Annotated in this window: 24 protein-coding genes; 15 read left to right on the forward strand and 9 right to left on the reverse strand. The window is 71.8% G+C overall.

The genetic code is table 11. From position 1 onward, the window contains the following. The first annotated feature begins 17 nt into the window (after positions 1-17). The gene (locus tag ACFVFH_RS04755; protein ID WP_383763321.1) at positions 18-893 is read left to right on the forward strand and encodes an acyl-CoA thioesterase; all 876 of its coding nucleotides are present in this window, start codon (positions 18-20) and stop codon (positions 891-893) included. Between the two features lie 52 nt (positions 894-945). Further along, positions 946-1,917, forward strand: coding sequence for a cation diffusion facilitator family transporter (locus ACFVFH_RS04760; RefSeq protein WP_383763324.1), 972 nt, complete (start codon positions 946-948; stop codon positions 1,915-1,917). Positions 1,918-1,923: 6 nt separating this feature from the next. Here ACFVFH_RS04760 and ACFVFH_RS04765 read toward each other — a convergent pair whose 3' ends face one another. From ACFVFH_RS04765 to ACFVFH_RS04785, 5 genes are all read right to left on the reverse strand, one after another. Further along, entirely contained in the window at positions 1,924-3,552 is a 1,629-nt protein-coding gene (locus tag ACFVFH_RS04765) for an NACHT domain-containing protein (RefSeq protein WP_383763326.1), read from the reverse strand. A 130-nt stretch (positions 3,553-3,682) separates the two neighbouring features. Then, complete coding sequence (locus ACFVFH_RS04770; RefSeq protein WP_383763328.1) at positions 3,683-4,468, reverse strand: phosphatase; 786 nt, start codon at positions 4,466-4,468, stop codon at positions 3,683-3,685. A gap of 71 nt (positions 4,469-4,539) precedes the next feature. Continuing rightward, a complete protein-coding gene (locus tag ACFVFH_RS04775) occupies positions 4,540-6,048 on the reverse strand; it encodes a DUF6056 family protein (RefSeq protein ID WP_383763331.1) in 1,509 nt (502 codons plus the stop codon). After that, a complete protein-coding gene (locus ACFVFH_RS04780) occupies positions 6,045-7,547 on the reverse strand; it encodes a glycosyltransferase (protein ID WP_383763334.1) in 1,503 nt (500 codons plus the stop codon). Before ACFVFH_RS04780 ends, ACFVFH_RS04775 begins: the two co-directional genes overlap by 4 nt. A 265-nt stretch (positions 7,548-7,812) precedes the next feature. Beyond that, positions 7,813-8,418, reverse strand: a complete 606-nt coding sequence (locus ACFVFH_RS04785; RefSeq protein ID WP_383763337.1) for a TetR/AcrR family transcriptional regulator — start codon at positions 8,416-8,418, stop codon at positions 7,813-7,815. Positions 8,419-8,514: 96 nt separating this feature from the next. On the opposite strand from ACFVFH_RS04785, the gene ACFVFH_RS04790 reads away from it, so the two are divergent. The 7 genes from ACFVFH_RS04790 to ACFVFH_RS04820 all read left to right on the forward strand — a co-directional run bounded on the left by ACFVFH_RS04790 (position 8,515) and on the right by ACFVFH_RS04820 (position 16,170). Further along, positions 8,515-10,122: a carboxyl transferase domain-containing protein gene (locus tag ACFVFH_RS04790; protein WP_383763340.1), complete on the forward strand. Its 1,608-nt coding sequence runs from the start codon at positions 8,515-8,517 to the stop codon at positions 10,120-10,122. 13 nt (positions 10,123-10,135) lie between these two features. Then, on the forward strand, positions 10,136-12,217 hold the full coding sequence (locus ACFVFH_RS04795; RefSeq protein WP_383763610.1) for a biotin carboxylase N-terminal domain-containing protein: 2,082 nt from the start codon (positions 10,136-10,138) through the stop codon (positions 12,215-12,217). After that, complete coding sequence (locus ACFVFH_RS04800) at positions 12,214-13,155, forward strand: hydroxymethylglutaryl-CoA lyase (protein ID WP_383763343.1); 942 nt, start codon at positions 12,214-12,216, stop codon at positions 13,153-13,155. Before ACFVFH_RS04795 ends, ACFVFH_RS04800 begins: the two co-directional genes overlap by 4 nt. A gap of 32 nt (positions 13,156-13,187) precedes the next feature. Beyond that, positions 13,188-14,354, forward strand: a complete 1,167-nt coding sequence (locus ACFVFH_RS04805; protein ID WP_383763346.1) for an acyl-CoA dehydrogenase family protein — start codon at positions 13,188-13,190, stop codon at positions 14,352-14,354. Positions 14,355-14,949: 595 nt separating this feature from the next. Continuing rightward, positions 14,950-15,210 (forward strand): hypothetical protein, encoded by a 261-nt coding sequence (locus ACFVFH_RS04810; protein ID WP_383763348.1) that lies wholly within the window; start codon positions 14,950-14,952, stop codon positions 15,208-15,210. Next, the gene (locus ACFVFH_RS04815) at positions 15,191-15,955 is read left to right on the forward strand and encodes a hypothetical protein (RefSeq protein ID WP_383763351.1); all 765 of its coding nucleotides are present in this window, start codon (positions 15,191-15,193) and stop codon (positions 15,953-15,955) included. Before ACFVFH_RS04810 ends, ACFVFH_RS04815 begins: the two co-directional genes overlap by 20 nt. Further along, positions 15,925-16,170: a hypothetical protein gene (locus ACFVFH_RS04820; RefSeq protein ID WP_383763354.1), complete on the forward strand. Its 246-nt coding sequence runs from the start codon at positions 15,925-15,927 to the stop codon at positions 16,168-16,170. The genes ACFVFH_RS04815 and ACFVFH_RS04820 overlap by 31 nt, the downstream gene beginning before the upstream one ends. A 160-nt stretch (positions 16,171-16,330) precedes the next feature. On the opposite strand, the gene ACFVFH_RS04825 is transcribed toward ACFVFH_RS04820, so the two are convergent. Further along, positions 16,331-16,492 (reverse strand): hypothetical protein, encoded by a 162-nt coding sequence (locus tag ACFVFH_RS04825; RefSeq protein WP_383763357.1) that lies wholly within the window; start codon positions 16,490-16,492, stop codon positions 16,331-16,333. A 72-nt stretch (positions 16,493-16,564) separates the two neighbouring features. On the opposite strand from ACFVFH_RS04825, the gene ACFVFH_RS04830 reads away from it, so the two are divergent. Further along, entirely contained in the window at positions 16,565-17,137 is a 573-nt protein-coding gene (locus tag ACFVFH_RS04830; RefSeq protein ID WP_383763360.1) for a helix-turn-helix domain-containing protein, read from the forward strand. An 18-nt stretch (positions 17,138-17,155) separates the two neighbouring features. Here ACFVFH_RS04830 and ACFVFH_RS04835 read toward each other — a convergent pair whose 3' ends face one another. Further along, a complete protein-coding gene (locus ACFVFH_RS04835; protein ID WP_383763363.1) occupies positions 17,156-18,208 on the reverse strand; it encodes an NAD(P)/FAD-dependent oxidoreductase in 1,053 nt (350 codons plus the stop codon). Positions 18,209-18,513: 305 nt separating this feature from the next. On the opposite strand from ACFVFH_RS04835, the gene ACFVFH_RS04840 reads away from it, so the two are divergent. The 4 genes from ACFVFH_RS04840 (at position 18,514) to ACFVFH_RS04855 (ending at position 22,891) form a co-directional block, all read left to right on the forward strand. After that, positions 18,514-19,203 carry a rhodanese-like domain-containing protein gene (locus ACFVFH_RS04840; RefSeq protein ID WP_383763366.1) on the forward strand — a complete coding sequence of 230 codons (690 nt, stop codon included), beginning with the start codon at positions 18,514-18,516 and terminating at the stop codon, positions 19,201-19,203. 251 nt (positions 19,204-19,454) lie between these two features. Beyond that, complete coding sequence (locus ACFVFH_RS04845) at positions 19,455-20,819, forward strand: rhodanese-like domain-containing protein (RefSeq protein ID WP_383763369.1); 1,365 nt, start codon at positions 19,455-19,457, stop codon at positions 20,817-20,819. 144 nt (positions 20,820-20,963) lie between these two features. Beyond that, the gene (locus ACFVFH_RS04850; protein ID WP_383763372.1) at positions 20,964-21,713 is read left to right on the forward strand and encodes a sulfite exporter TauE/SafE family protein; all 750 of its coding nucleotides are present in this window, start codon (positions 20,964-20,966) and stop codon (positions 21,711-21,713) included. Between the two features lie 470 nt (positions 21,714-22,183). Next, complete coding sequence (locus ACFVFH_RS04855; RefSeq protein ID WP_383763374.1) at positions 22,184-22,891, forward strand: B3/4 domain-containing protein; 708 nt, start codon at positions 22,184-22,186, stop codon at positions 22,889-22,891. Between the two features lie 24 nt (positions 22,892-22,915). On the opposite strand, the gene ACFVFH_RS04860 is transcribed toward ACFVFH_RS04855, so the two are convergent. Both ACFVFH_RS04860 and ACFVFH_RS04865 read right to left on the reverse strand, forming a co-directional pair. Beyond that, positions 22,916-23,719 (reverse strand): hypothetical protein, encoded by an 804-nt coding sequence (locus ACFVFH_RS04860; protein WP_383763377.1) that lies wholly within the window; start codon positions 23,717-23,719, stop codon positions 22,916-22,918. Positions 23,720-23,896: 177 nt separating this feature from the next. Then, entirely contained in the window at positions 23,897-25,339 is a 1,443-nt protein-coding gene (locus tag ACFVFH_RS04865) for an MFS transporter (protein WP_383763379.1), read from the reverse strand. 179 nt (positions 25,340-25,518) lie between these two features. Between ACFVFH_RS04865 and ACFVFH_RS04870 the strand changes: the two genes are divergently transcribed. Further along, entirely contained in the window at positions 25,519-25,974 is a 456-nt protein-coding gene (locus ACFVFH_RS04870) for a MarR family winged helix-turn-helix transcriptional regulator (RefSeq protein ID WP_383763382.1), read from the forward strand. Positions 25,975-26,038: the final 64 nt, after the last annotated feature.

Below are 26,038 nucleotides of genomic sequence, written 5' to 3' on the forward strand. Positions count from 1 at the left end.
GCGGCTACGTTCGTCCCATGAGCGCAGCACTCGACTCCCTGCTCGATCTGCTCGACCTGGAGCAGATCGAGCGGGACATCTTCCGGGGCACCAGCCGTTCGGCCCTCGTGCCCCGGGTCTTCGGCGGCCAGGTCGCGGCCCAGGCCCTGGTGGCCGCGGGCCGCACCGTCCCCGCCGACCGGAGCGCCCACTCGCTGCATTCGTACTTCCTGCGGATGGGCGATCCGGGCGCGCCGATCGTCTACAGCGTCGACCGCATCCGCGACGGCCGCTCCTTCACCACCCGCCGGGTCGTCGCCGTCCAGCACGGCCAGCCGATCTTCCACCTCTCGGCCTCGTTCCAGACGTACGAGGAGGGCCTGGAGCACCAGGCGGCCATGCCGCCCGCCCCGGACCCCGAGACGCTGCCCACGGCGGCGCAGCTGCTGCCCCGGTACGCGGACCGGTTCAGCCACCCGGGGGTCGTGGACCGGCTGATCGAGGCGCGGGCCGCGGTCGACCTGCGGTACGTGGACGCCCCGCCCTTCGCCAGCGTCGGCGAACCGCGCGAGCCCCGCTCCCAGGTGTGGTTCCGCACCAACGGCAAGCTCGCCGACGATCCGCTGCTCCATGTCTGCATGGCGACGTACGTCTCCGACATGACGCTGCTCGACTCGGTGCTCCTCGCCCACGGGCGCGGGGGCTGGGCGGTCGGCGACGTGGTCGGCGCGAGCCTGGACCACGCGATGTGGTTCCACCGGCCGTTCCGGGCCGACGAATGGCTGCTGTACGACCAGGAGTCGCCGTCCGCCTCCGGCGGGCGCGGGCTCGGCCAGGCCCGGATCCACACCCAGGACGGCCGACTGGCGATCACCGTCATCCAGGAGGGCGTGGTGCGCGTCCCCCGGGACTGACGCGCCCCGCGCCGACGGGCCGCCCACCGCCGGTTCGGACATACTCCCCACCATGAGCGACGAGACCACGAGCGGGGCGCGGGCCGGTGGCGGGGAGTCCACGTTCACGGTGATCGTCGCGGCGGCGGCCAACCTCGGCATCGCCGTGGCGAAGGCCGTCGCCGGGCTGATCAGCGGATCGAGCGCGATGCTCTCCGAGGCGGCGCACTCGGTCGCCGACACGGTCACCGAACTGCTGCTGCTCACCGCGCTGAAACGCAGCGAGAAGCCCGCGGACGAGGAACACCCGCTGGGCTACGGCCCCGAGCGCTACATCTGGGCGATGCTCGCCTCCGTGGCCACCTTCGTCGGCGGCGCGGTCTTCTCCGTCTACGACGGCGTCCACACCCTCGTGGCGGGCGAGGAGCTGGGCGATCCGCTCGTCTCGTACCTGGTGCTCGCGGTGGCCTTCGTCCTGGAGGGCTATTCGCTGCGGACCGGGCTCCGGCAGGTCCGCGGCGAGGCCGCCCGGCTGCGGGCACCGGTCGGGCACTACTTCCGCCGCACCCCCGACACCGCGGTCAAGGCCGTGGTGATGGAGGACTCGGCGGCGCTGGCGGGTCTGGTGCTCGCCGCGGGCGGACTGCTCGGCGGTCAGCTGACCGGTTCCGGGGTCTGGGACGGCATCGCGTCGGTCCTGATCGGCCTGCTGCTGGTGTACGTCGCCTGGGTGCTGGGCCGGTCCAACGCCCAGCTGCTGATCGGCCGCCCGGTCTCACCGGCGATGCGGGCCGGTATCCGCGAGGAACTGCTCTCCGTCCCGCACATCATCGAGGTACTGGAACTCACCACGCTCATCCAGGGCCCGACCGAGATCCTGATCGCCGCGAAGATCGACTTCCGGGACGCCTCGACCGCCGGGCAGATCGAGTGGGCGTGCGAGGAGGCGGAGGAGCAGCTGCGGGAGCGCTATCCATCGGTCCGCCGGGTCTATCTGGACCCGACACCGGGCCTGCGGCAGCGGCGGCGCGGGGCCGACGGCTGACCCGGCCTACGAGCGGGCCAGGTTCCGCAGTTCCTGGTCGGACATGCTCCCGGCGCGGGCCGCGAGGTGGTCCTGGATGGTCTTGTGCAGGAAGGCGTAGCCGTCCCCCGCACGGCGCGTGATCGCCCGGTCGGTCGTGTGGTCGAGGAACCTCCGCTGGAGGTGGTTCATCACCGGCGACCCCAGGAGCGGGAGGGGCACCTGGTAGAGGAAGACCATGCCCCGGTAGAACCGGTTCGGCCGGCTGGCGGGGTTCCCGGCCTCGTAGCCGCTCATCCACCGCATGCCCCGCAGCATCCAGTACATCACCCCCGGCAGAAGCCTCCTGGCCACGTCGTCCGGCGCCTGGAGGATCACGTGCGAGGGATCGTCCGGGTAGTACACCGTGGCGTGGACCAGGCTCAGGCTCTGGGCGAGCCGCAGCAGATCGGCGTGCACCTGGCCCGCGGGGCGTTCCGGCGTGATCGGCCGACCGCGCAGGCTCCGGTCGCGGTGGATCATGCGCTCGACGTAGGCGTCGAAGATGCGCCCCCTGCGCTCCCCCGCGTCGCCGGAGGCCGCGACCTCGTTCTCGTCCACGCCCTCGTAGGCGAGGACGGCGACGCCCAGCATGAGCGGTGTGGTCAGCAGCCGGGCCAGCACCGGATCGGCGGCCGCCGCTGCCGCCAGGCCGCGCAGCCGTGCGCCCGCGCTGTCGAGCAGGGCGTGTACGGCGGCGACCTCGAGGGGCTGTACGCAGACCGCGCCGTTGACGGTGAGCCGTTGCGCCAGCTCGTCGTAGTCGGTCGAACGGCACGAGACGGCGATCGGGCACCGCGGGTACTGCTCGGCGGAGAGCAGTTCGTTGACCGCCCGGACACAGTCGCCGCGCAGGTCCGGAGCGACCTCGTCGAGCCCGTCCAGGACCAGGGCGATGCCGTTGTCCCGCAGCAGCGCGAGGCCGGTCGCCCGGGGCACCCGGTACCGGGTGTGCAGTTCGTCGAGGATCCACCGTGCGAACGGCTCGCCGTGCCAGTCCGTCAGCAGCAGGAAGGCCGGTACGGGCGCGGTCCCGTCCCGCTCGGCCGTCTCGATCAGCTTCTCGGTCAGTTCGAGCATCCGCGAGGTCTTGCCCGCGCCGGGGGAGCCCAGCACCAGGAGCTGACCGCGGTGGCGGTCGAAGACCTCGTCGATCCGCGTGCCCGCGGGCAGCGGCACCCCGCTCCCCCGACCGCCGGTGACCAGCCGGGGCGCGCCCCAGGGGTCGTGCACGGCCGCCTGCTGCTCGGCCAGGCCCAGCTCGATCCGTACCGACCGCTCCCAGGCCCGGTCGGCGCCGTCCGTCCAGCTCCGGCGCACGGCGTGCAGCAGGGCGGCGCGCACCGAGGCCCGTTCACCGGCGCCCGGCTCGGGGGCCTCGTCCTGGGGCACCAGGGCGCGCAGATACACGATGTAGAGGAGCAGACCCACCACCACGAAGGCGATGGCCGCGCTCACGAGGAGCGTCCGGCGGTCCTCGCCCGCGAAGCCCTTGTAGATGTCGGGCAGCAGCCCGGCGGCGAGCTCCTGGAGGATGAAGAGGGCGAGCAGGATGAGCAGCCCGACGAGAACCGACCTCGAACCGCTCCTGCGGGGCCGCTGTCCCGGTATCACCACGCGCCCCCACCCGCTGTCCGATGCTCGTGGCGCAGAGTAGCAACTGCGCGGGCGGGGCGTGGAGTCACGGCCCGGCTCCGGGCCGGGGACAGCACCGGCCCCCGGCCCGAACCGGGCCGCACGGCCCTGATCAGCCCTGGGTCAGCCCCGCCGCGTCCAGCAGGTACTCCGTCATAGGGTCGTAGAACCGCGGGTCCAGTACGTGGTCGTCCAGCGGGACGGCCACCTGGAGCGTCCCCTCCGCCTCGCCGAGGAAGAGCGCCGGGTCGTTGCAGTCCGCGTATCCCATCGCGTCCAGTCCGCGCTGCGCCGCGCATCCCGCCCAGCCGTGGTCGGCGACGACCAGGTCCGGCAGCGGGCGGCCCTCGCGCTCCAGGCCGTCCAGGATGGCGGCCATCGGGGCGGGCGAGTGGGTGTGCCAGAGGGTCGCGCCGCGCTCCTGCACCGCGACGTCCGCGAACTGGAAGACCATGCCCTCGTCCGCGACCAGGCCCGAGGGGATCGTCACGATCTCGCATCCGGCGGCCCGCAGCGCGGCGGCGGTCTGCCGGTGCACGTCGAGGAGCCCGCCCGGGTGCCCGGTCGCGAACAGCACCCGCTCCGCGCCCGCCACCGCCTTGCGCAGCCGCGCCGCCATCCGCTCCAGGGCGTCGACGGTCAGCTCCGGGTCGATGGTGTCCTGCCCGAACCGGTGCTCCGGGTCGTCGCTGACCCCGCAGCGCTCGGCCATCACCGCCAGTACGTCCTGCTCGTCGGACCACCGGTCCCCGAGCTCCAGCCCCAGCCAGTAGTGGCGGTCTCCGTTGGCGAGCTTGCGGTAGTGGGAGAGGTTGTTGTCGCGCGGGGTGGCGACGTCTCCGGCTATACGCGTACGGACGAGGTGTTCGACGAGGGCGGCGCGGCTGGGTATCGGCATGAACCCATTGTGCCGTCAGATGTGCGCAGTGTGCCGGGTGTCTTTCCCGACCACCCGGTCGGGCGCCCCGGTCAGCGCGGCCGGGGCGCGTATGTGACCTTCTCCAGGTGGTAGTACCGGGCGACGCACTGCGCGGGCCAGGGCCGCCGCCCGTGGTCGCCGAACGGCTCCAGCAGCCTGCTGACCGACACCGGGGTGTACGGGAGGACCCGGGCGCCGCGCGCCGCCCCCTCTCGCAGCGAGCGGTCCTGGTGGTCCCAGCGCTGGGCGCGCACCTCCATCTGGGTGGCGAGCCGGAACAGCGGGACGGCGAGGCCGACGCAGGCCAGCGCGCATACGGCGGCGGCCACCGCCGTCGCCGTACCGGTCCCCCGCCGGCGGGCGCGCAGCCAGTGCCCCAGCAGGGCGCCGAGACCGGTCAGCAGCAGCACGAACACCAGCAGGAAGTCGCCCCAGACCCGGGGCGCGACCACCACGCTCGCCCCGAAGGCCGGATAGGTGATGACGGTGCAGAGGAAACCGCAGACCAGGAAGACGAGGAGGCCGGTGAGGGCCGGGAGCAGCGGCCCGCGGCGCGGCGAGCCCGCCGGCGCGCGCCCGCCCCCGCGCACCGTCAGCCCCAGCAGTACGCCGACGGCGAGCACCCCCAGGTAGGGCCAGGTCGTGAGGACCGTCCCCAGGATCTCGCCGAACGCCCGCAGCGCCGCGTTCAGCTCCCGCGCGCCGAACATCGCGCCCGCGTCGGCGCCGAACCGTGCGCGCCGGGCGTGCGCGCCGGGTGAGAAGTACAGGACGGCCGCCCCGGCCAGGACCCCGGCGAGGGCGACCGCGCACCAGCGGCGGGCCAGGGACCTGCCGGGGCCGGGGAGGGCCCGCAGGCCCAGCAGCAGCGCGGTGCAGAGCAGCACGCACGCGACGACCGCGGTCTCCTCGGAGAGCGTTCCGACGAAGACCCCGGCGACCGGGGCGAGGGCCACCGCGAAGGCCCTCCCCCGGCGGGTCCGCGCGCGCAGCAGCGGGATCACGGCGGCACAGGCCAGCACGGGTGAGACGGTGTGCGAGACGGAGTTGGCCGGCCAGTAGAACACCTTGTACGTGTCGGGCGTAGCGAGGAAGAGGGCCGCCCCGCACACCGCGGCCACCAGCAGCGGCACCCCGCGCGGCGCGGTCAGCCCGGCCCGGCCGAGCACCGCGGCGGTCAACGCCCACAGGATGCCGACCATGAGCACTCCGCTGACCAGCGCGAACCACTGGTGGCCCGGCACGCCGAACGCCCCGTACGCGGCGACCAGCAGGGCGTTGGCGACGCGCCCGTTGTCCTGGAGGTAGAACTTCGCGACCATCCCGGAGACGCCCTCGTCCCGCACCACCGGGAGGAAGCACCAGTCGTCCGCTCCGGGGCGGACCAGCCGGCCGGTCCAGAAGGCCGCGCCGAGCAGGGCGAGCGGGAACGCGGCGAGGGCCGCCGGCAGCCCCGCCGCCCACCGCCGCCCGGGACCCGGGCGCTCCTCGGGCGAGGGCGGCCGCCCGCACTCCCGCTCCTGCCGTGTACCGGCGGCCCCCGACGTGTCCACGGTCATGCGCAGTGCTGCCCTTCGTAGGGACGCCTGCCCGCCAGGGACGCACCGGAGTCGATGGCCCAGCGGGCGAGCAGGAACGAGAACGGTGTGGCGAGGAGCCCGGCGGCGACGGCGGCGAGGTTCTTGTCCATGTCCAGCCCGCTCACCCCGAGGGAGAGCAGGACGCCGGTGAGGACGAGACCGGCGGCGCTCGACAGCGGGTACCGCACGCCCGCCTGCCAGGTCGGCCGCGTACGGCAGGTGAGGTAGGTGTTGAGCAGGAAGGAGCCCACGACACTGACCGCGTATCCGAGGACATGGGCGGCCAGATAGGGAATCCAGCGGTTCAGCGAGGCGTACACCGCCAGATATACCGCCGTGTTGACGACGCCGATCGACGCGAAGGTGAGGAACTGACGCGCGGTACGGGGACCGGCGGCACGGGAAACGGCGGCGCCGGGCACGGTCGCCCCGGCACGGGAACCCACCGGAACGTCGCCCACCGCAACGGCACCTTCCTGGGGAACGGACGAAGGAACGGGCGAAGGAACGGGCGGGAAGGCATTCGGGGAGGAATTCCGGGGAACGCGCGGGGATTCGCTCGTCTCCCGCACCACATAATGCGGCCGCCGTTTGGATTCGCAGTAGATGCGTCCCACGTATTCACCGATGACGCCCAGGGTGGCGAGCTGGATTCCGCCGAGCGCGACGACGGCGGTCAGCAGGGTGGTGTAGCCGGGCACGCCGACGCCGTGCAGTGCGACGCCCGCGATGATCCACAGGGCGTACCCCAGCGCCGCCAGCGCGAGGGCGAGCCCGGCGTGGATGGCCAGGCGCAGCGGGCGGCTGTTGAAGGAGATCAGTCCGTCGATCCCGTAGTTGAGCAGGTGCCTGCCGCCCCATTTCGAACTTCCCGCCGCCCGCCGGACGTTCCGGTAGGTGAAGGCGGTGGTGTCGAAGCCGATCCAGGAGAAGATCCCCTTGGAGAACCGGTTGGTCTCGGGCAGCGCGAGCACGGCGTCCACGGCGTTGCGCGACAGCAGCCTGAAGTCGCCCTCGCCGTCGACGACGGACACGTCCATGCACCGGCCCATGGCGCGGTAGTAGAGGGTGCTGAGCAGGGTGCGCAGGGCACCCTCGCCGGTGCGGTCCCGCCTGGCCACGACCTGGTCGTAGCCGTGCCGGCGCAGCTCCAGCATGCGGGGCAGCAGTTCCGGCGGGTGCTGGAGGTCGGCGTCCATGAGGACGACGGCGTCGCCGCGCGACATGCGCAGCCCGGCGAGCATGGCGGCCTCCTTGCCGAAATTGCGGCTGAAGGAGGTGTAGCGCACACGCCGGTCCGCGCCGGCGAGCGAGCCGATCCGGTCCCGTGTCCGGTCGCTGCTGCCGTCGTCGACATAACAGATCTCGAATGTCTGCCGCGTCGGTTCGAGTGCGGAGACCAGCTCGCGGTGGAATGCCTCGATCACCTCGTCCTCGTTGAAACAGGGGACCACGACCGAGACCTGACATGTATTCATTCAACTTCCCCGGCAGGCGTGGGCGAGACGACTCAAACCATATGCCTGGGGAACGCCGCGACACTCCGATGGACGGAGCCGGGACAAAGGAAATGGGGGAGAATTTGAGCGGCCCTTCTCCCCTTGCGCATCAATTCATATATTCGAAGCCCGGCTCATGCATTCGAAGCCCGGCGGGAGATCACCCGGGCGCGTACGCGTGGGGCCGGGCCGGCCATGGGCCCTGCGGGACCCGCGCGGGCGCGTACCCGGCGCGGGCCGGGCCCTAGGCGCGGGCCGCCGCCTCGAACGCCCCGCGCGCGAGCCGGTGCAGCAGCGCCGCCGTGTCCGCGCGGTCCGGCCGGGCGTCGGGGCGGCCCAGGTGCGGGGTCGAGTTCAGCAGGCCGAAGACGGCGTGGACGGCGGCGCGGGCCTCGTGCTCCGGCAGCTCCGGGTACATCTCGCGCACCACCTCCACCCACACCTCGACGTACTGCCGCTGGAGCTGGCGGACCCGCTTGCGGTCGGCGTCGCGCAGGCGGTCCAGCTCGCGGTCGTGGAGGGTGATCAGGGGGCGGTCGTCGAGGGCGAAGTCGATGTGCCCCTCGATGAGTGCGTCCAGGAGGGCCTGCGGGGAGCCGCCCCCGCAGGCGGCGTCCTCCGAGACGCGCAGCCGCCCGCCCGCCAGCAGCCGCTCGCTGATGCCGACCAGCAGCTCGGCCAGCATCGCGTCCTTGCCGGGGAAGTGCCGGTAGAGCCCGGGGCCGCTGATCCCGACGGCGGCGCCTATCTCGTCGACGCCCACGCCGTGGAAGCCGCGCTCGGCGAAGAGGCGGGCGGCCTCCTTGAGGATCTGCTCGCGGCGGGTGGGGGCGTCGGTCCTCGTGGTCATGCTTTCGATTCTAGACAGTTGGGTTAGCGAACGTTAACCTGAGAGGGACGTTAACGGTCACTAACTACTGCGGTACGGGCAAGGGGGCTCGACACGATGCAGCAGGCACCGGTGCTGGCGAGCGCGGCCGATCCCGCCTCCGAGGCCTGGAAGGCCAACGAGGCGGCGCATCACGCGCTTGCCGACGAGCTGCGCGAGCGGCTCGCCACGGCCAGGCTCGGCGGGGGTGAGAGGTCCCGCGCCCGGCATGTGGCGCGCGGCAAGCTGCTGCCCAGGGACCGGGTGGACACCCTGCTCGATCCGGGGTCCCCGTTCCTGGAGCTGGCCCCGCTGGCGGCCGAGGGGCTGTACGGGGGCGCCGCCCCGGCGGCCGGGGTGATCGCCGGGATCGGCCGGGTCAGCGGCCGGGAGTGCGTGATCGTCGCCAATGACGCGACCGTCAAGGGCGGCACGTACTACCCGATGACGGTGAAGAAGCATCTGCGCGCCCAGGAGGTGGCGCTGGAGAATCGTCTCCCCTGCCTCTACCTGGTCGACTCGGGCGGCGCGTTCCTGCCGATGCAGGACGAGGTGTTCCCGGACCGGGAGCACTTCGGGCGGATCTTCTACAACCAGGCCCGGATGTCCGGGGCGGGCATCCCGCAGATCGCCGCCGTACTGGGCTCGTGCACGGCGGGCGGGGCGTACGTCCCCGCGATGAGCGACGAGGCCGTGATCGTCCGCAATCAGGGCACCATCTTCCTGGGCGGCCCGCCGCTGGTGAAGGCCGCGACCGGCGAGGTCGTGACGGCCGAGGAGCTGGGCGGCGGCGAGGTGCACTCCCGTACGTCGGGGGTGACCGACCATCTCGCCGAGGACGACGCGCACGCGCTGCGGATCGTGCGGAACATCGTGGGCACGCTGCCGGCCCGGGGCGCGCTGCCGTGGTCCGTGCGCCCCGTCGACGAGCCGAAGGTCGACCCCGCGGGGCTGTACGGCGCCGTCCCGGTCGATTCGCGCACCCCGTACGACGTACGGGAGGTGATCGCCCGGGTCGTCGACGGCTCCCGGTTCGCCGAGTTCAAGGCCGAGTACGGCACGACGCTGATCACCGGCTTCGCCCACATCCACGGCCACCCGGTGGGCATCGTCGCCAACAACGGCATCCTGTTCTCCGAGTCCGCCCAGAAGGGCGCCCACTTCATCGAGCTGTGCGACCAGCGCGGCATCCCGCTCGTCTTCCTCCAGAACATCTCCGGCTTCATGGTCGGCCGGGACTACGAGGCCGGCGGCATCGCCAAGCACGGCGCCAAGATGGTCACGGCGGTCGCCTGCACCCGCGTCCCGAAGCTGACGGTGGTCGTCGGCGGTTCGTACGGGGCGGGCAACTACTCCATGTGCGGCCGGGCCTACTCCCCCCGCTTCCTGTGGATGTGGCCCAACGCCAAGATCTCCGTCATGGGCGGCGAGCAGGCCGCGTCCGTCCTCGCGACGGTCAAGCGGGACCAGCTGGGCGACGACTGGAGCGCGGCGGACGAGGAGACCTTCAAGGCCCCGATCCGCGAGCAGTACGAGACCCAGGGCAATGCCTACTACGCCACGGCCCGGCTCTGGGACGACGGCGTGATCGACCCGCTGGAGACCCGGCAGGTGCTGGGGCTGGCCCTGACCGCGTGCGCCAACGCCCCGCTGGGTGAACCCGGCTTCGGCGTCTTCCGGATGTGAGGAACAGATGACGATGTTCGACACGGTTCTGGTCGCCAACCGCGGCGAGATCGCGGTGCGGGTCATCCGTACGCTGCGGGAGCTGGGCATCCGCTCGGTCGCCGTCTTCAGCGACGCGGACGCGGACGCCCGGCACGTCCGGGAGGCCGACACGGCGGTACGGATCGGGCCCGCCCCCGCCGCGCAGAGCTATCTGAGCGTGCCCGCGCTGCTGGACGCGGCCCGCCGCTCCGGCGCGCAGGCGGTCCACCCGGGCTACGGCTTCCTCGCCGAGAACGCCGGGTTCGCGCGGGCGTGCGCCGAGGCGGGGCTGGTCTTCATCGGCCCGCCCGCCTCCGCCATCACGCTGATGGGCGACAAGATCCGGGCCAAGGAGACGGTCGCGGCGGCCGGGGTCCCGGTGGTGCCCGGCTCGTCCGGCAGCGGGCTCACCGACGCCCGGCTGATCGACGCGGCCCGCGAGATCGGGATGCCGGTGCTGCTGAAGCCCTCGGCGGGCGGCGGCGGCAAGGGCATGCGGCTGGTGCGCGAAGAGGCGCTGCTCGGGGACGAGATCGCGGCCGCCCGGCGCGAGGCGCGGTCCTCCTTCGGCGACGACACCCTGCTGGTGGAGCGGTGGATCGACCGCCCCCGGCACATCGAGATCCAGGTGCTGGCCGACGCCCACGGCAACGTGGTCCACCTCGGCGAGCGCGAGTGCTCGCTCCAGCGCCGCCACCAGAAGATCATCGAGGAGGCGCCCTCGGTCCTGCTCGACGAGGCGACCCGGGCCGCGATGGGCGAGGCGGCCGTCCAGGCGGCCCGCTCCTGCGGCTACGTCGGCGCGGGCACGGTGGAGTTCATCGTCCCGGGCAACGACCCCGCCTCGTACTTCTTCATGGAGATGAACACCCGGCTCCAGGTCGAGCACCCGGTCACCGAGCTGATCACCGGCCTGGACCTGGTGGAGTGGCAGCTCAGGGTCGCGGCGGGCGAGGTCCTGCCGTACGGCCAGCAGGACATCACCCTCACCGGCCACGCCATCGAGGCCCGGGTCTGCGCCGAGGACCCGGCGCGCGGCTTCCTGCCCTCGGGCGGCCGGGTCCTCGCCCTGCGCGAGCCGCAGGGCAACGGGGTGCGGACGGATTCCGGGCTCGCCGAGGGCGGCGAGGTCGGCAGCCTGTACGACCCGATGCTGTCCAAGGTCATCGCGTACGGCCCCGACCGCGCCACCGCCCTGCGCCGACTGCGCGCGGCGCTCGCGGACACGGTGATCCTCGGGGTCCCGACCAACGCCGGATTCCTGCGCCGGCTGCTCGCCCACCCGGCGGTGGCGGCGGGCGATCTGGACACGGGGCTCGTGGAGCGCGAGGCGTCCGGGCTGGTCCCGGAGGGCGTGCCCGAGGAGGTGTACGCGGCGGCGGCGCTCCTGCGGCGGTCCGCCGCCGCCTCCCCGGCCGACGCCTCCGGCTGGGCCGACCCGTTCTCGGCGGCCGACGGCTGGCGCCTCGGCGGCACCCCCGCCCGTACGGTGCTCGACTTCCGGCTGCCGGGCCACGACCCGGTGCAGGTCTCGATGCGCCGCTGCCCGTCCGGTACGGAGCTGACCTTCGGCCACGTCGGGGAGGGCGCGCAGCCGCCGCAGCCGGTGACGGGGGCCTGCGGCCCGCTGGCCCCGCTGCCCGGCGGCCGGGAGGCGGCCCGTGCGGTCGAGGTCTCCGGCCCCCGCCTCACTCTCGAACTCGGCGGCCTCACCCACACGTTCACCCATGTCACCGCCCCGGACGGGGTCTGGCTCGGCCGGGACGGCGACAGCTGGCACGTACAGGACCACGACCCGGTGGCGGCGTCGCTGGCCGACGCGGGCCGGTCCGGCGCGGACACCCTCGCCGCGCCCATGCCCGGGACGGTCACCGTCGTGAAGGTGGCGGTCGGGGACGAGGTCGTGGCCGGTCAGAGCCTGCTCGTCGTCGAGGCGATGAAGATGGAACACGTCATCTCCGCCCCGCACGCCGGGACCGTGACCGAGCTGGACGTCACCGCCGGTGCCACGGTCGCCATGGACCAGATCCTGGCCGTGGTGGCTCCCGTCGAGGCTCCCGAGGAGGAAGCATGACGACGAACCGCACCCTGCCCATGATCGTGCCGGCCCAGGACCTGCCCGCCCGGGTGCGCGTCCACGAGGTCGGCGCCCGTGACGGACTCCAGAACGAGAAGACCACCGTACCGACCGGGGTGAAGGCGGAGTTCATCCACCGGCTGGCCGCGGCGGGCCTGACCACCATCGAGGCGACCAGCTTCGTGCGCCCCGAGTGGGTGCCCCAACTGGCCGACGCCGAGGACCTGTTCCCGCGCCTCGCCGACATCGACGGCGTCGCGCTGCCGGTCCTGGTCCCGAACGAACGCGGCCTGGACCGGGCGCTGGCGCTCGGCGCCCGCCGGATCGCCGTGTTCGGTTCCGCGACCGAGACGTTCGCCGCCCGCAACCTCAACCGCACGGTCGACGAGTCGCTCGCCATGTTCGAGCCGGTCGTCGCCCGCGCCAAGGCCGACCGGGTGCACGTCCGCGGCTATCTGTCGATGTGCTTCGGCGACCCCTGGGAGGGGCCCGTCCCCGTCCACCAGGTCGTCCGGGTCGCCAAGGCACTGATGGACCTCGGCTGCGACGAGCTCTCCCTCGGCGACACCATCGGCGTCGCCACGCCCGGCCACGTACAGAACCTGCTCTCGGAGCTGAACGAGGAAGGGGTGCCCACCGACACCATCGGCGTGCACTTCCACGACACCTACGGCCAGGCCCTCGCCAACACCCTTGCCGCGCTCCAGCACGGGGTGACCACCGTGGACGCCTCCGCGGGCGGCCTCGGCGGCTGCCCGTACGCGAAGAGCGCGACCGGAAACCTCGCCACCGAGGACCTCGTGTGGATGCTCGAAGGTCTCGGCATCGAGACCGGGGTCGATCTCGACGCGCTCACCGCCACCAGCGTGTGGCTCGCCGAACAACTGGGCCGACCCAGCCCGTCCCGTACCGTCCGCGCGCTCTCGGTGCGGTAGACACCCCCGTCCCACAAGGAGTGACCCCTGCCATGTCCCTGGACCACCGGCTGACCGCCGAACACGAGGAACTGCGGCGCACCGTCGAGGAGTTCGCGCACGATGTCGTCGCGCCGAAGATCGGCGACCTCTACGAACGGCACGAGTTCCCGTACGAGATCGTGCGGGAGATGGGGCGGATGGGCCTGTTCGGGCTGCCGTTCCCGGAGGAGTACGGCGGCATGGGCGGCGACTACCTCGCCCTCGGGATCGCGCTGGAGGAGCTGGCCCGGGTCGACTCCTCCGTGGCGATCACGCTGGAGGCCGGGGTCTCGCTCGGCGCCATGCCGGTCTACCACTTCGGCACCGAGGAGCAGAAGCGGCAGTGGCTGCCGAAGCTCTGCTCGGGCGAGGCGCTCGGCGCCTTCGGCCTGACCGAGCCGGACGGCGGCTCGGACGCGGGCGGCACCCGGACCACGGCGGTGCGCGACGAGGCCACCGGCGAGTGGGTGATCAACGGCTCCAAGTGCTTCATCACCAACTCCGGTACGGATATCACCGAGTTGGTGACGGTCACGGCGGTGACCGGCCGCAAGGAGAACGGCGCCCCGCGCATCTCCTCGATCATCGTCCCCTCCGGCACCCCCGGCTTCACGGTGGCCGCCCCGTACTCCAAGGTCGGCTGGAACGCCTCGGACACCCGCGAGCTGTCCTTCACCGACGTCCGCGTCCCCCTGGCGAACCTGCTGGGCGAGGAGGGCCGCGGCTACGCCCAGTTCCTGCGCATCCTGGACGAGGGCCGGATCGCCATCGCCGCCCTCTCCACGGGCCTGGCCCAGGGCTGCGTCGACGAATCGGTGAAGTACGCCGCCGAGCGCCACGCCTTCGGCCGCCCGATCGGCGCCAACCAGGCGATCCAGTTCAAGATCGCGGACATGGAGATGCGGGCCCACATGGCCCGGATCGGCTGGCGCGACGCGGCCTCGCGCATGGTCGCGGGCGAGCCGTTCAAGAAGGAGGCGGCGATCGCGAAGCTGTACTCGTCGACCGTGGCGGTGGACAACGCCCGCGAGGCGACCCAGGTCCACGGCGGCTACGGCTTCATGAACGAGTACCCGGTCGCCAGGATGTGGCGCGACTCCAAGATCCTGGAGATCGGCGAGGGCACGAGCGAGGTCCAGCGCATGCTGATCGCCCGCGAACTGGGCCTGCCGGCCTGACACACATGAAAGGGGCGGGCCATGCCGGGGGCCCGCCCCTTGCGCATGCCCGCCCCTTCACGCCTCGCGCCCCGCTGCCGCCACTTTCCGCCATACCGCCACGCCTCCAGCCTGTGCAGTGAGCACATCACGAAGCAACTCCTCTGCTCATGTGGATGAGTTGGGTTCACGGAATGCCCAACTCCTGTGCATGAGTCAATCTCCACCAGGCCGTCCGAGTGCGGAATCGAACAACCAGTGTCCGGTACCGCTTGACTCTGCACATGTCAGCTCCAAGCCTCAAGTGATCTTGCAGTGGTCGACGTGACCTTGCATCGAGCGGTGGGGTTGGCTGGACGTGGTGCATGCGTCAGCGGTCCTGCCGGGTGGTTCCGCTGGGCCTCCGGCGACTGGGTTCGATGTCGCGTACGTCGCCCCGGACGGGACGGAGTTGCGGCGTCCGCTGCCGGATGCATGGTCGGTGCCGTTCGAGCACGCGCTTCCCGTACGGGCCTTTGCGTCGTACCGGCGGCAGCGGAACCTGCCGGGCCTGTGGTGGTCGGCGACCACCGGCGGGCACGTCGGGTACGAATCCTGACTGGAGCGCGACCAGGTCATGCTGCTGGACTTCGATCCGACGGTGGTGGGCATCTCCTCGCGGCCGTTCTGGCTTTTCTGGTCGGCGGCGAACGGGCGGACGGTCTCGCACGCGCCGGACTGCTTCGCCCGCCGCGAGGACGGGACGGGCGTGGTCCTCGACTGCCGCCCGGCCGATCGCCGCGGCCCGCGGGACGTGGTGAAGTTCGACGCGACGGCGGCGGCCTGTGCCGAGGTGGGGTGGGAGTTCCGGCTGCTGGGTGACCTTCGACGGCGGTGAGCATCAGGTGGTGGCTCTGGCCGGGACGGCGGTGCGGCTGCGGTCCGCTGTCGGGGCGGATTCGGTGGTGCTGGCCTCGTATCTGATGGCGGCGCCGGACTTCGCTGTTGCCGGCGTTGAGCCGCTGCCGGAGACGGAGCCATTCGGCCTGCTGGAGACACTGCCGGAGCCGGCGCGGGCGGCGGCGGTCAAGTGGCAGCGGCATGTGGTGGAAGTGGAGACCGGGCTGCCGCCCGGCGCCGAGCCGGGAACACCCGCGCGGCCGGGGTACGATCCGGTCTCGCGGACGGTGGTGGAGCGGGCCCAGGCGAAGGCCGACGAACTGGGCGTGAGCCTGCGCACGGTGATGGCCAAGCGGTCGCGCTACGCCCGGCAGGGGTTGTGGGGGCTAGTTGATCAGCGGTTGGTTCGGGTGAAGGAGGCGACCGGGCGGGCGGATGCGCGTGTGGTTGCGGCGATCCCGCCAGGTGCTGGACGACCGGACGCAGGTGTCGACCGGGGCGCGGTCGCGGGTGATCCGGCGGGTGGTGAAGCTGGTGGAGGCCACTCACGGCGAAGGGGTGGTGCCCCTGCCGAGCCGGAACACCTTCTACCGCCTCATCGACACGCTCTCGGCCGGGCGGCATGCCTTCGGGTCGGCGGTCACGCGGCGGCAGGCTGCGAACCGGCCGACGGGGCCGTCCACGCCGACATTCGCGGATCGCCGGGGAACAGGTGCAGATCGACTCCACCCCGCTGGATGTGATGGTGGTCCTGGACTCGGGGGTGACGGCGCGGGCGGATTTGACGATCGCGGTCGATGTCGCCACACGCACGATCTGCGCGGCGGTGCTGCGGCCGGTGGGCACCAAGGCGGTGGACGCCTCGCTGCTGCTGGCGCGGATGCTGGTCCCGGAGCCGATGCGGCCGGGCTGGTCCGCGAGCTTGCGGATGGCGGCCTCGCGGATGCCGCACCGGTAGCTGCTCGGCGTCGACGAGCGGATGGAGCAGGCCGCGGCGGGGTGGTGATCGCGAAGTTCGCGTAGCCGGGGCGTCGTTCGGCGGGCTCGACACCGAACAGCTTGCCGCGCACGCGTGGACCGCGAGACCCGGCCGTCATCGACAGCTCGTCCGCGACTGATCACTGCTCAGGGACGGCCGTCTTCCGAGCGCCGCGGACCACGGCGATCGCCGTCGGCTGCACCTGAAGGGTGGTCCCCACCGCGAGGAACACCGCGCAGGCATTGACGATCTCCTGTGCCTGCGCCAGCACCTCCGGGTCGAGCCGCTCGCCGAACGCCACCGTCGCGGACTGCTCAGTTGCTGCTCGAACTCGAATTGGAAGGGGCCATACCGTTTCGGGCAGTATCCGGGTATGAACAGCGCGAAGAAGGACGTTCTGGATGCGGTCGGGCCCCGTCTGCGGGAGCTGCGACGCCGGCGTGGGATCACGCTGGCTGAGCTTGGCCAGCGGACCGGAATCAGCGAGAGCACGCTGTCTCGTCTGGAGGGCGGCAGTCGCAAGCCGACTTTGGAGCTGCTGCTTCCACTCGCCGAGGTGTACGCGGTGCCCCTCGACCGTCTCGTGGGCGCGCCCCCTACGGGAGACCCGCGCATTCACCTGCGCCCGGTGACCCGGGGCGGCATGACGTTGGTGCCGCTGAGCGATCCCGGTGGCGCCCAGGCTTATAAGCTTGTCATTTCACCCACGTTCCAGAGCGAGCCGGAGCTGCAGACCCACGATGGTTTTGAGTGGATTTATGTGCTCGCCGGACGGCTCAGGCTGCTGCTGGGCGAGCAGAGCCTGAGCCTCAAGCCGGGCGAGGCCGCGGAGTTCGACACGCACGTGCCGCACTGGATCGGCGCCGACGGCGACCAGGCCGTTGAACTTCTCATCCTGCTGGGACGCCAGGGAGAACGGGCCCACCTCCGGGTCCGCGCCACCTGACCCGGTCGCGGTAAGGGCTCAGTTCCCGCCGGTGAGGGAGCCCAGTCCGTGCGCACGGCTGCCCAGCACCCGCCGCGACACCTCGGCCTCCATCGCCCCGCTGAACACTTCACCGCGCTTAGCCGCGCGAGCGGCGGCTTCCGCGTCGGCCTTCAGCAGGTCCATGTGGATCGCGGCGGCCGCGGTGGTTCCGGCCGCTGCCGCGACGGGAACCCCGGCCAGTACATCGCTGACGTTCCCCGCGGCCCACACGCCCTGCACTCCGGTGAACCCGGAGGCGCCCACCTGGAGCTGCTCCCCCAGGCCCATGGGGTGTTCCTGCATCGTCACGCCCAGCTCGCGCAGGAAACCGGCGCGCGCGAGGAACCGGGGGGCGACCACCAGTTGCTGGACCGGCACCACCTTTCCCGACGCCAGCCTCACACCCGCCAGCTGGTCCTGGCTGTCGACCTCGAGCCCGGTGGCCTCACCGTCGACCACGCCGACGCCGAGAGCGGCCAGCTGCTCCCACTGTTCGTCGGTCAGTTCCGTTGCGGTGTGCAGGAACAGCGTGACGTCCTTGGACATCTGACGGAACAACAGTGCCTGGTGGAAGTTGCCGAGCACCCCGATGACCTTGTCCCGGATTTCCCAGCCGTGGCAGTACACGCAGTGCAGCACGTCCCGCCCCCACCGTTCGGCCAGCCCTGGCACGTCCGGCAGCACATCGACCAAACCAGTGGCCACCAGCACTCTGTGCGCCCGTAGGCGCTGCCCGTCCTCGGTGACAACCCGGAAGCCCGCGCCGTCCCGGGAGATCCGCGCGACCTGCCCCGAAACGACACGACCGCCGTACGAAGCGACCTCCTCGCGCCCGAGCCGCAGTAGCTCCAGGGGAGAGATGCCCTCGCGGCCGAGCACACCATGGGCGCCGGCAGCCGGGGCGTTGCGGGGCTCACCCTTGTCGATCACCAGAACCGACCGGCGCACCCGGGCCAGATTCAAAGCCCCGGAAAGGCCGGCGGTCCCACCCCCGACCACCACGACGTCCCAGGTCTGTTCACCATCTCGTATCAACTCGAACTCGCTCATGCCATCAGCGTGCGACGGTGCCGGCGATGCGGCAAAGGTTCTTGCTGAACTGGCAAGGCGCCCCGGTACCTCGCCGCCTGCGATGGCCTGCCGATCGGCTGACGGCCGGGCCCACGCCGATCACCTTGCTAGTCCAGCAAGAAGATTCGTCGCCTGCGGACACGTGTGTGCAGGCTGCGTCCAGACGGTTCCGGCTCACAACCGAAAGCCGCTGTCTCCAGGCCTCGGTCGTGTTCCCTCATTCGTTGGGAATTCCTCCGGCACGAGCAGCCTGTCGGTAGTCGAAATACTTGAGGAAGCAGCAGATGGAAAATCGCCACGTCGTGATCATTTCGATCGAGATTGATGAGGAAAAGGAAGCCGTTTATCTCGCCGCATGGCAGGATGCCGCGGAGGTGATGGCGGCGCAGCCCGGTTTCCTCCGGACTCACATGTTCCGCACGATCGTTCCGGGAAGCAAATTCTCTCTCGTCAACGTGGCGGAATGGGAGTCCACCCGTCACTGGGAAGAGGCAATGAATGTCTGCCCGATGATGGGACAGCAGATAGCCGTCGTCCATGCCTCGAACTACGAGGCGATCCGGACGGTCCTGCCCGCGCAGAGCCTGAGTTCCGGCGACGGCCGCATGCCCGCTGACCTGTCTCCTGTTGAGGCGCGTCGCCGTGCCGTGGACGGGCAACTCACGCTGGTCGATGTCCGTGAAGACGACGAATGGGCAGCGCGTCACCCGGCCGACGCCGTCCACGCCGCGCTCAGCACTCTGCCAGCGTCGCTGTCGGATCTGCCTGACGGCCCACTGGCCTTCGTCTGCCGCACAGGCAACCGCAGCGCGCAGGGCGGCGTGCAGGCGATCCGCGCGGGCCGGTCCTCCGTCTACAGCGTGGCGGGCGGCCTTGAGGCGTGGGAAGCAGCGGGGCTGCCGGTCGTCCTTCCCGGGAGCGAGACCGCAGAGAACGACAGCGGTCGCGTCGCAGACGCGGTACGCGAGGGCTGACGAAAGCAAACCGGCAGATAGCCGTCGCATGCGTCCGCCGGCATGAGGCCGGCCGGATACGCCGTCCGCCCGCAGTCTTCGGAAAGTTCACTTGCCGCCATTCCAGACGGTGACCGTTTACGCAATGGCCCAGGACGTGAGAGTCGCGGATATCGCGAACGGTTCGGAGTGGCGCAAGAGTTCCGGAGCTGCGGCGGCGGCTTCCCGAAACGGAGTTACCCGGGTACGCCATCCCGGAGAGGAGTCACACCATGTTTTTTGTCGACACTCTGGAGTTCGAGGGGCTGGGCAACCGTAGCTATCTGGCAGGGGGTCGGAGAGCGGCGGTCGTGGTCGATCCGCCGCGGGACGTCGATCAGGTGATCGCCCTCGCCGCGCGGCGAGGGGTGCGCATCGCCTACGTGGCGGAGACGCACGTGCACAACGACTACGTCACCGGCGGGCTGGAACTGGCCCGCCTCACCGGCGCCCGCTACCTCGTCCCGGTCGGCGCCCGCGTCACCTTCCCTCGCACTCCTGTCGCGGACGGGGACGTATCCGAGGTGGACGAGTACCTGGTGCTGCGCGCGATAGCCACCCCGGGCCACACCCCGCACCACACCTCGTACGTCCTGGAGGAGGAGGGAAGCCCGGTGGCTGCTTTCACGGGCGGCTCGCTGCTGATCGGCTCCGTGGGACGTCCGGACCTGGTGGACCCGCGGCTGACCGAGCAACTGGCCCGTGCCCAGCACGCCTCCGTCCACCGGTTGGCGGCGACACTCGACGACGAGGTGCCGGTGCTGCCCACGCACGGTTTCGGTAGCTTCTGCTCCTCGTCCCAAGCCGAGGGCGATGCAAGCACGATCGGCCAGGAACGCGCTGGCAACGACGCATTCACCCTGGATGTCGACGACTTCGTGAAGCGGGTCCTGGCCGGGCTGGAGAACGTGCCCGCCTACTACACGCACATGGGCCCGGCCAACGCCGCCGGCCCCGCGCCCGTCGACCTGACCCCGCCCGAACCCGCCGACGCGGCACAGATCGCCGAACGACTGGCGGCGGGTGAGTGGGTGGTGGACCTGCGCAACCGGGTCGCCTTCGCCGACGGCCACGTGGCCGGATCGTTCAACTTCGAGGGCACCGGCAAGCCGGCCACCTACCTGGCCTGGCTGATCCCGTGGGGCAAGCCGGTCACCCTGCTCGGCGACACCCAGGCGCAGATTGCCGACGCGCAGCGAGAGCTGACCCGGGTCGGCATCGACCGCCCGGCCGCCGCCGCCACCGGGGATCCAGCCACCTGGGTCCGTCGGGGGGAACGGCTCGCCTTCTTCGCCCGCGCCGGCTTCGCCGACCTCGCCGATGCACACAAGCGCGGCGAGGACGTGGTGGTAGTGGATGTGCGCCGGGACTCCGAACGCGCGAACGGCTTCATCGAGGACTCCGTGCACATTCCGCTCCACGAGCTGCACGGCCGGACCGGTGAGGTGCCGGACGGCACGGTGTGGGTGCACTGTGCCGGCGGGATGCGGGCGGCGATCGCCGCCTCCCTCCTGGACGCGACCGGACGAAAGGTCATCGCCGTCGATGACGGCTTCGAGGCCGCCGCCGACACAGGCCTGACCATCACCCGGCCCTGACCCCCTGTCCCGCCCGCACAGAAGGCATGCGATGTTCCTGTTCCGCCACAGTCCTGGCCCCCTCGACCCCGAACAGGCCCACCTCCGCGTCACCGGAACCGAACGGCCTGTGTCCCACGACAGCGGACACAGTGGGCGAACAGCGTGACCGCCCTGATCCTGGCCCTGACCGCAGGAGCCGTCGTCGGCCTGGTACTCGGCGCCCTCGGCGGCGGTGGCAGCGTCCTGGCGGTGCCCGCGCTGATCTACCTGCTCGGGTTCACCCCCGCCGCGGCCACCACCGCCGCCCTGATCATCGTCACCGCCACATCCCTGACCGCTCTGTACACGCACGCCCGGGGCGGACGGGTGCGGTGGAAGGCCGGAGCGGCGTTCGCAGCCGCCGGGATCCTTCCGGCGGCTGCCGCCGGAGCCGCCGCCGCTCACCTGCCCCATACCGCCCTCACCCTTGCCTTCGCCGCCACAGCCGCCCTCTCCGCCATCAAAATGCTCCGGCCCGCTGACACCGCCCGCCCCAAAGACGACGGTGTACGGCCGGGCAAGGCAGCCGGGGCCGGCGCCGCACTCGGCACGCTGACCGGACTGCTCGGTGTGGGCGGCGGCTTTCTCGCCGTCCCCGCTCTGGTCACCGTCCTGGCCTTCGAGATGGACGCCGCAGTCGGCACCAGCCTGCTGGTCATCACGGCCAACTCACTGGCCTCCCTGGCCACTCGCTCCGGCACCGCTGCCTCGCTCGACTGGGCGCTGATCGGCCCGTTCATCGGAACCGCGATCCTGGGCGCCTGGAACGGCAAGCGCATGGCCGCGAAGGTCTCCGCGCCCCACTTGCAGCGCATCTTCGCCGTGGTCCTGTTGGCTGTGGCCGCCTTCATGCTCGCCGACGCCGTGACGTGACGGCAGCCCAGACCGGCGACAACTTTTCCAGGCGGGCCCGCATCCGCCCGGTATCCCCGGCCGCCAACCCGCCCTCCTCTCCGGTTGGCCTCCTACGTGACGAACTTCTCGGCACCGGATCCCGCCGCCCCAGGCCGTTCGGACCGGCGGTGATGTGCGACATCCCGTGAGTTCCCCTGAGCCCCGCTGAGTCCCTCGCGCCGGGGCCGTTTCGGCCGCCGCGTCCGCCCCGGCGATCGGCCCGATGAACGCGCTCTAGCTCGTCACCGCGCCGGACCCCGCCACTGCGCCCGGTCCGCGCGGAGCCGGCGCGGTGCGGTCGTCGCTCTCCGGCTGATCTTCCCGCGCCGGGCGCCATCCGGCAGGCACGGCCCGGCACGCGCCGTCCGGCAGCGGTACGCTCCCGCGCACGGCCCCGTACCTCGCCTCGCCCCACCTCGCCCCACATCAACCCCAGCAAGGAAACCGCCATGCCCGCCTTCCGTCTCTCCGCCGACGTCGCCGCCGCCTTCCCCGACACCCTCATCGCCCTGGTCACCGCCACCGGCCTGCGCGGTCACGAGTCCTGGCCCGGTACCGCTGCCGCCCTGACCGGCCTGGAGCGGCAGCTCGCCGACGGAAGCTGGCAGCCCGCCGACGAGAACGATCCCCGGATCGGGGCCTGGCACACCGCCTACCGCTCCTTCGGCACCAACCCGCGCCGCATCCGCCCCAGCGTCGACGCGCTCGGCCGCCGGCTCGCCAAGAAGGGCGCTCTGCCCCGTATCAACCCGGCCGTCGACTCCTACAACGTCGTCTCCGTCCGGCACGGCCTGCCCGCCGGGGCCTTCGACCTGGACCGGGTCGCAGGCGAGGTCGTCATCCGCCGGGCGGACGGCACCGAGTCCTTCACCCCGCTCGGCGAACCCGACACCATCGAGAACCCGAAGCCGGGCGAGATCGTCTACGCGGACACCACCGATGTCCTCACCCGTCACTGGAACCACCGCGATGCCCACCGCACCCGCGTCACCGAGGACTCCACCCGCGTCGTCTTCGTCCTCGAAACGCTCCACGCCGACCGCGACGGCCATCTCCTCACCGCCGCGGCCGGGGAGTTGCGGGATCTGATCGCCCCGCATGCCGAGCAGACCATGGTGCGCCACCTCGGCCCCGCAGATCCCGAGGTCACCGTCTGATACCCCCGGGCGCGGCACGGCCGGTCAGTAGCGGTGGTGGGGCCAGTGCGGGTCCTCCCAGCGGGCCGGGCCGGTGAGGCCGAGCAGGCGTATGCGGTGGAGCAGTTCGGCGGGCGCTCCGTGGGCGACGAGGCGGGGGCGGGCGTGGTGCAGCAGCCAGGCCGTCAGTTCAGCGCGGCGCTCCTCCCCGTCGTCCTCGCTGTCCCAGGCGTCCCAGGGGAGCGCGTCGCCGAGGAGGTGGTACTCCCAGTGGTCGGCGGCCTCGACGAGGTGCCGGGTGGCCGGGGTGCCGGTCTGCGTCTCCCAGTGGGCGAGCCACGGGGTGAGCGCGCCGGACGCCTCGGCGAGCAGGGCGAGGAGTTCATGGGCCGGTACGGCCGGGGCCGGGTCGGTGAGGGTGTGGGCCCACCAGGCGTGGAGGAACTCCCTTACGGCTCCGGCCTGTTCGGCGGGCCACTGCCGCCAGTGGCCCCGGGCGAACGAGCGGCCGATCTCCTCCGGGCCGAGAAAGGGTTCGACGCCGCCCGCGACGAGGGACCGGGCCAGCTGCGGGAGGATCCGGCGCAGCACCGCCGCGTGGTCGATCCAGTCGGAGGGCCGCCAGGTGCGTTGCAGGAGATCGTCATCCAGTTCGATGTCCGGGACCTTGAGCAGGGCGAGTTCCTCGGCACTGCCCCAGTGGCACTCGCAGTTGTCCTCGTCGGGGTGGGCGGTCATGCCGCGGAAGGCGACCGCGAGGCCGTCCAGCGCGGCGTCGAGGCGGCGGCGGGCGGAGAGCGCGGCGTCGGGGCGCGGGGAGGAGAGCGGGGAGGAGCGTGGGGAGGTCATGGGCGTGATCGCCTTCGGGGCTCCGGAGGCCGACGCCGTCCGAAGGGCGCGACCTTACCGGAACCGCCGCCGCCCGCTCGCCCGTCCCCCGCGAACGCGGAGAACGGGCGACGGCGGAGAGGCGCGACGCGCGACGCGGGTGCCCGCGACGCCAGGCGCGGATGCCCGCGACGCGCGTCAGGCCTTGGCCGGGGCCGGTTCCGGCATGGTCTCGGCGCCGTCCTCCGTGCGGCGCAGGGCCGGGATGGCGGCGGCGATGACCGCCGCGACCAGGGCGACGCCACAGCCGACCACGAGTCCGGTACGGAAGCCGTTCTCGGAGGTGAAGGTGTGGCCGCCCATGGTGACGGTCAGCTGCGAGAGGACCACGCCGACCACCGCCGCCCCGATGGACGTGCCGAGGGAGCGCATCAGCGTGTTGAAGCCGTTGGCGGCCGCGGTCTCGGACAGCGGCACCGAGCCCATGATCAGTGCGGGCATCGCCCCGTACGCCAGGCCGACGCCGCTGCTGGTCACCATGTTGACCACCATCAGGCCCCACGCGGAGCCCATCAGCACCAGCGCCAGGCCGTAGCCGACCGCGATGACCAGGATGCCGCAGACCAGGGTGAACTTCGGGCCCCGGGCGTCGATGAGCTTTCCGCCGAGCGGGGAGACGATCATCATCATGATGCCTCCGGGCGCCAGCCACAGGCCCGCCGCGAGCATCGACTGGCCCAGGCCGTAGCCGGTCGCGGAGGGGAACTGCAGCAGCTGCGGCGAGATCAGCATGCTGGCGTACATGCCGAAGCCGACGAAGACGGAGGCGAGGTTGGTCATCAGCACCCGGGGGCGCGCGGTGGTGCGCAGATCGACCAGCGGGTCCCGGGTACGCAGCTCCCACAGGCCCCAGGCGACCAGCACCACGACGGCGGCGGCGAACAGGCCGAGCGTGGTCGCCGAGCCCCAGCCCCAGTCGGCGCCCTTGGAGACGGCGAGCAGCAGGCAGACGAGGCCCGCCCCGAGACCGAGCGCGCCGAGCACGTCGAAGCGCTGGCCCTTGGCGCCGGCCGGCACATCGGGGATCAGGAACCAGATCAGCACCGCGACGACGGTGGCCAGACCGGCCGAACCCCAGAACAGCACCCGCCAGTTCGTGTACTGGGCGACCGCCGCGGCGATCGGCAGGCCGAGCGCGCCACCGATGCCCATGGAGGCGCTGACCAGCGCGATGGAGGAGCTGAGCTTCTCCGCCGGGACCACGTCGCGCAGCAGGGCTATGCCGAGCGGGAGCACGCCCATGCCCATGCCCTGGAGGCCCCGGCCGACGATCATGGGGATGACGGACGAGGAGAGCGCGCACACCACCGAGCCGACGATCAGCGGCACGGAGCACACGAGCAGCATCCGGCGCTTGCCGACCATGTCGCCCAGGCGTCCGGAGACGGGCACGCAGACGGCGGAGACCAGCAGGGTGACGGTGATCACCCATGCCGCGTTCGACGGGGTGGTGCTCAGGATCTGCGGCAGTTCCCCGATGAGCGGGGTGACCAGGGTCTGCATGATCGCCGCCGTGACACCGGCGATGGCCAGTGTGGCGACGACGCCGCCTGGGCGGGTTGTTGGCTGGGGGGCGCCCATCCGGGACTCCTCGGGATGTGTATGGAAGAAGACGATGTGTATCGGAAGAAGATTATGCATCGTACACACTTCATGCATCGAGCACGTTATATGTACGTTGCATGAGCCTGTGGGAGAATGGAGGGCGACATTCGGAAACATGCCGGGACGCCCGGACGACAGCAGGAGGCGGCAGGCGCATGACCAGGCCCACCCACGAGGTCGAGTACGAGCAGATGCTCCTCAGCCGCCACGGGCTCCTGCACAACAAGGGCGGCCGGCGCAAGGACGGCCTGATGGACCACAGCGCCTACATCCTGCTCAGCCGCGTCCGCATCCAGGGCCCGATGTCCATCGGCGAGCTCAGCGACGCCTTCGGGCTCGACGCCTCCACCCTCAACCGGCAGACCGCGGCGGCCATGCGCGCCGGGCTCGTGGAGCGCATCCCGGACCCCGAGGGCGGCATGGCCCGCAAGTTCCGGATCACCGACGAGGGCGCCCGCATGCTCGACGCGGAGCGCGAGGGCCTGGTCAGCTCCCTGGAGCGGGTCATGGCCAACTGGTCGGACGAGGACATCTCCGGCTTCGCCGCCTATCTGAGGCGCTTCAACACCGACATCGAGCGCCTGGGCGGCCGCCCCTGGCCGCGTCCCTGACCCTTCGCGGCACCGGGTCGGCGGTGCGGCCGCCGGGCGGACAATCCGTTCGACAGCGCACCGC

Origin of the sequence: Streptomyces sp. NPDC057697, assembly GCF_042799335.1 — a bacterium.
In the GTDB taxonomy this organism is placed as follows: Bacteria; Actinomycetota; Actinomycetes; order Streptomycetales; family Streptomycetaceae; genus Streptomyces.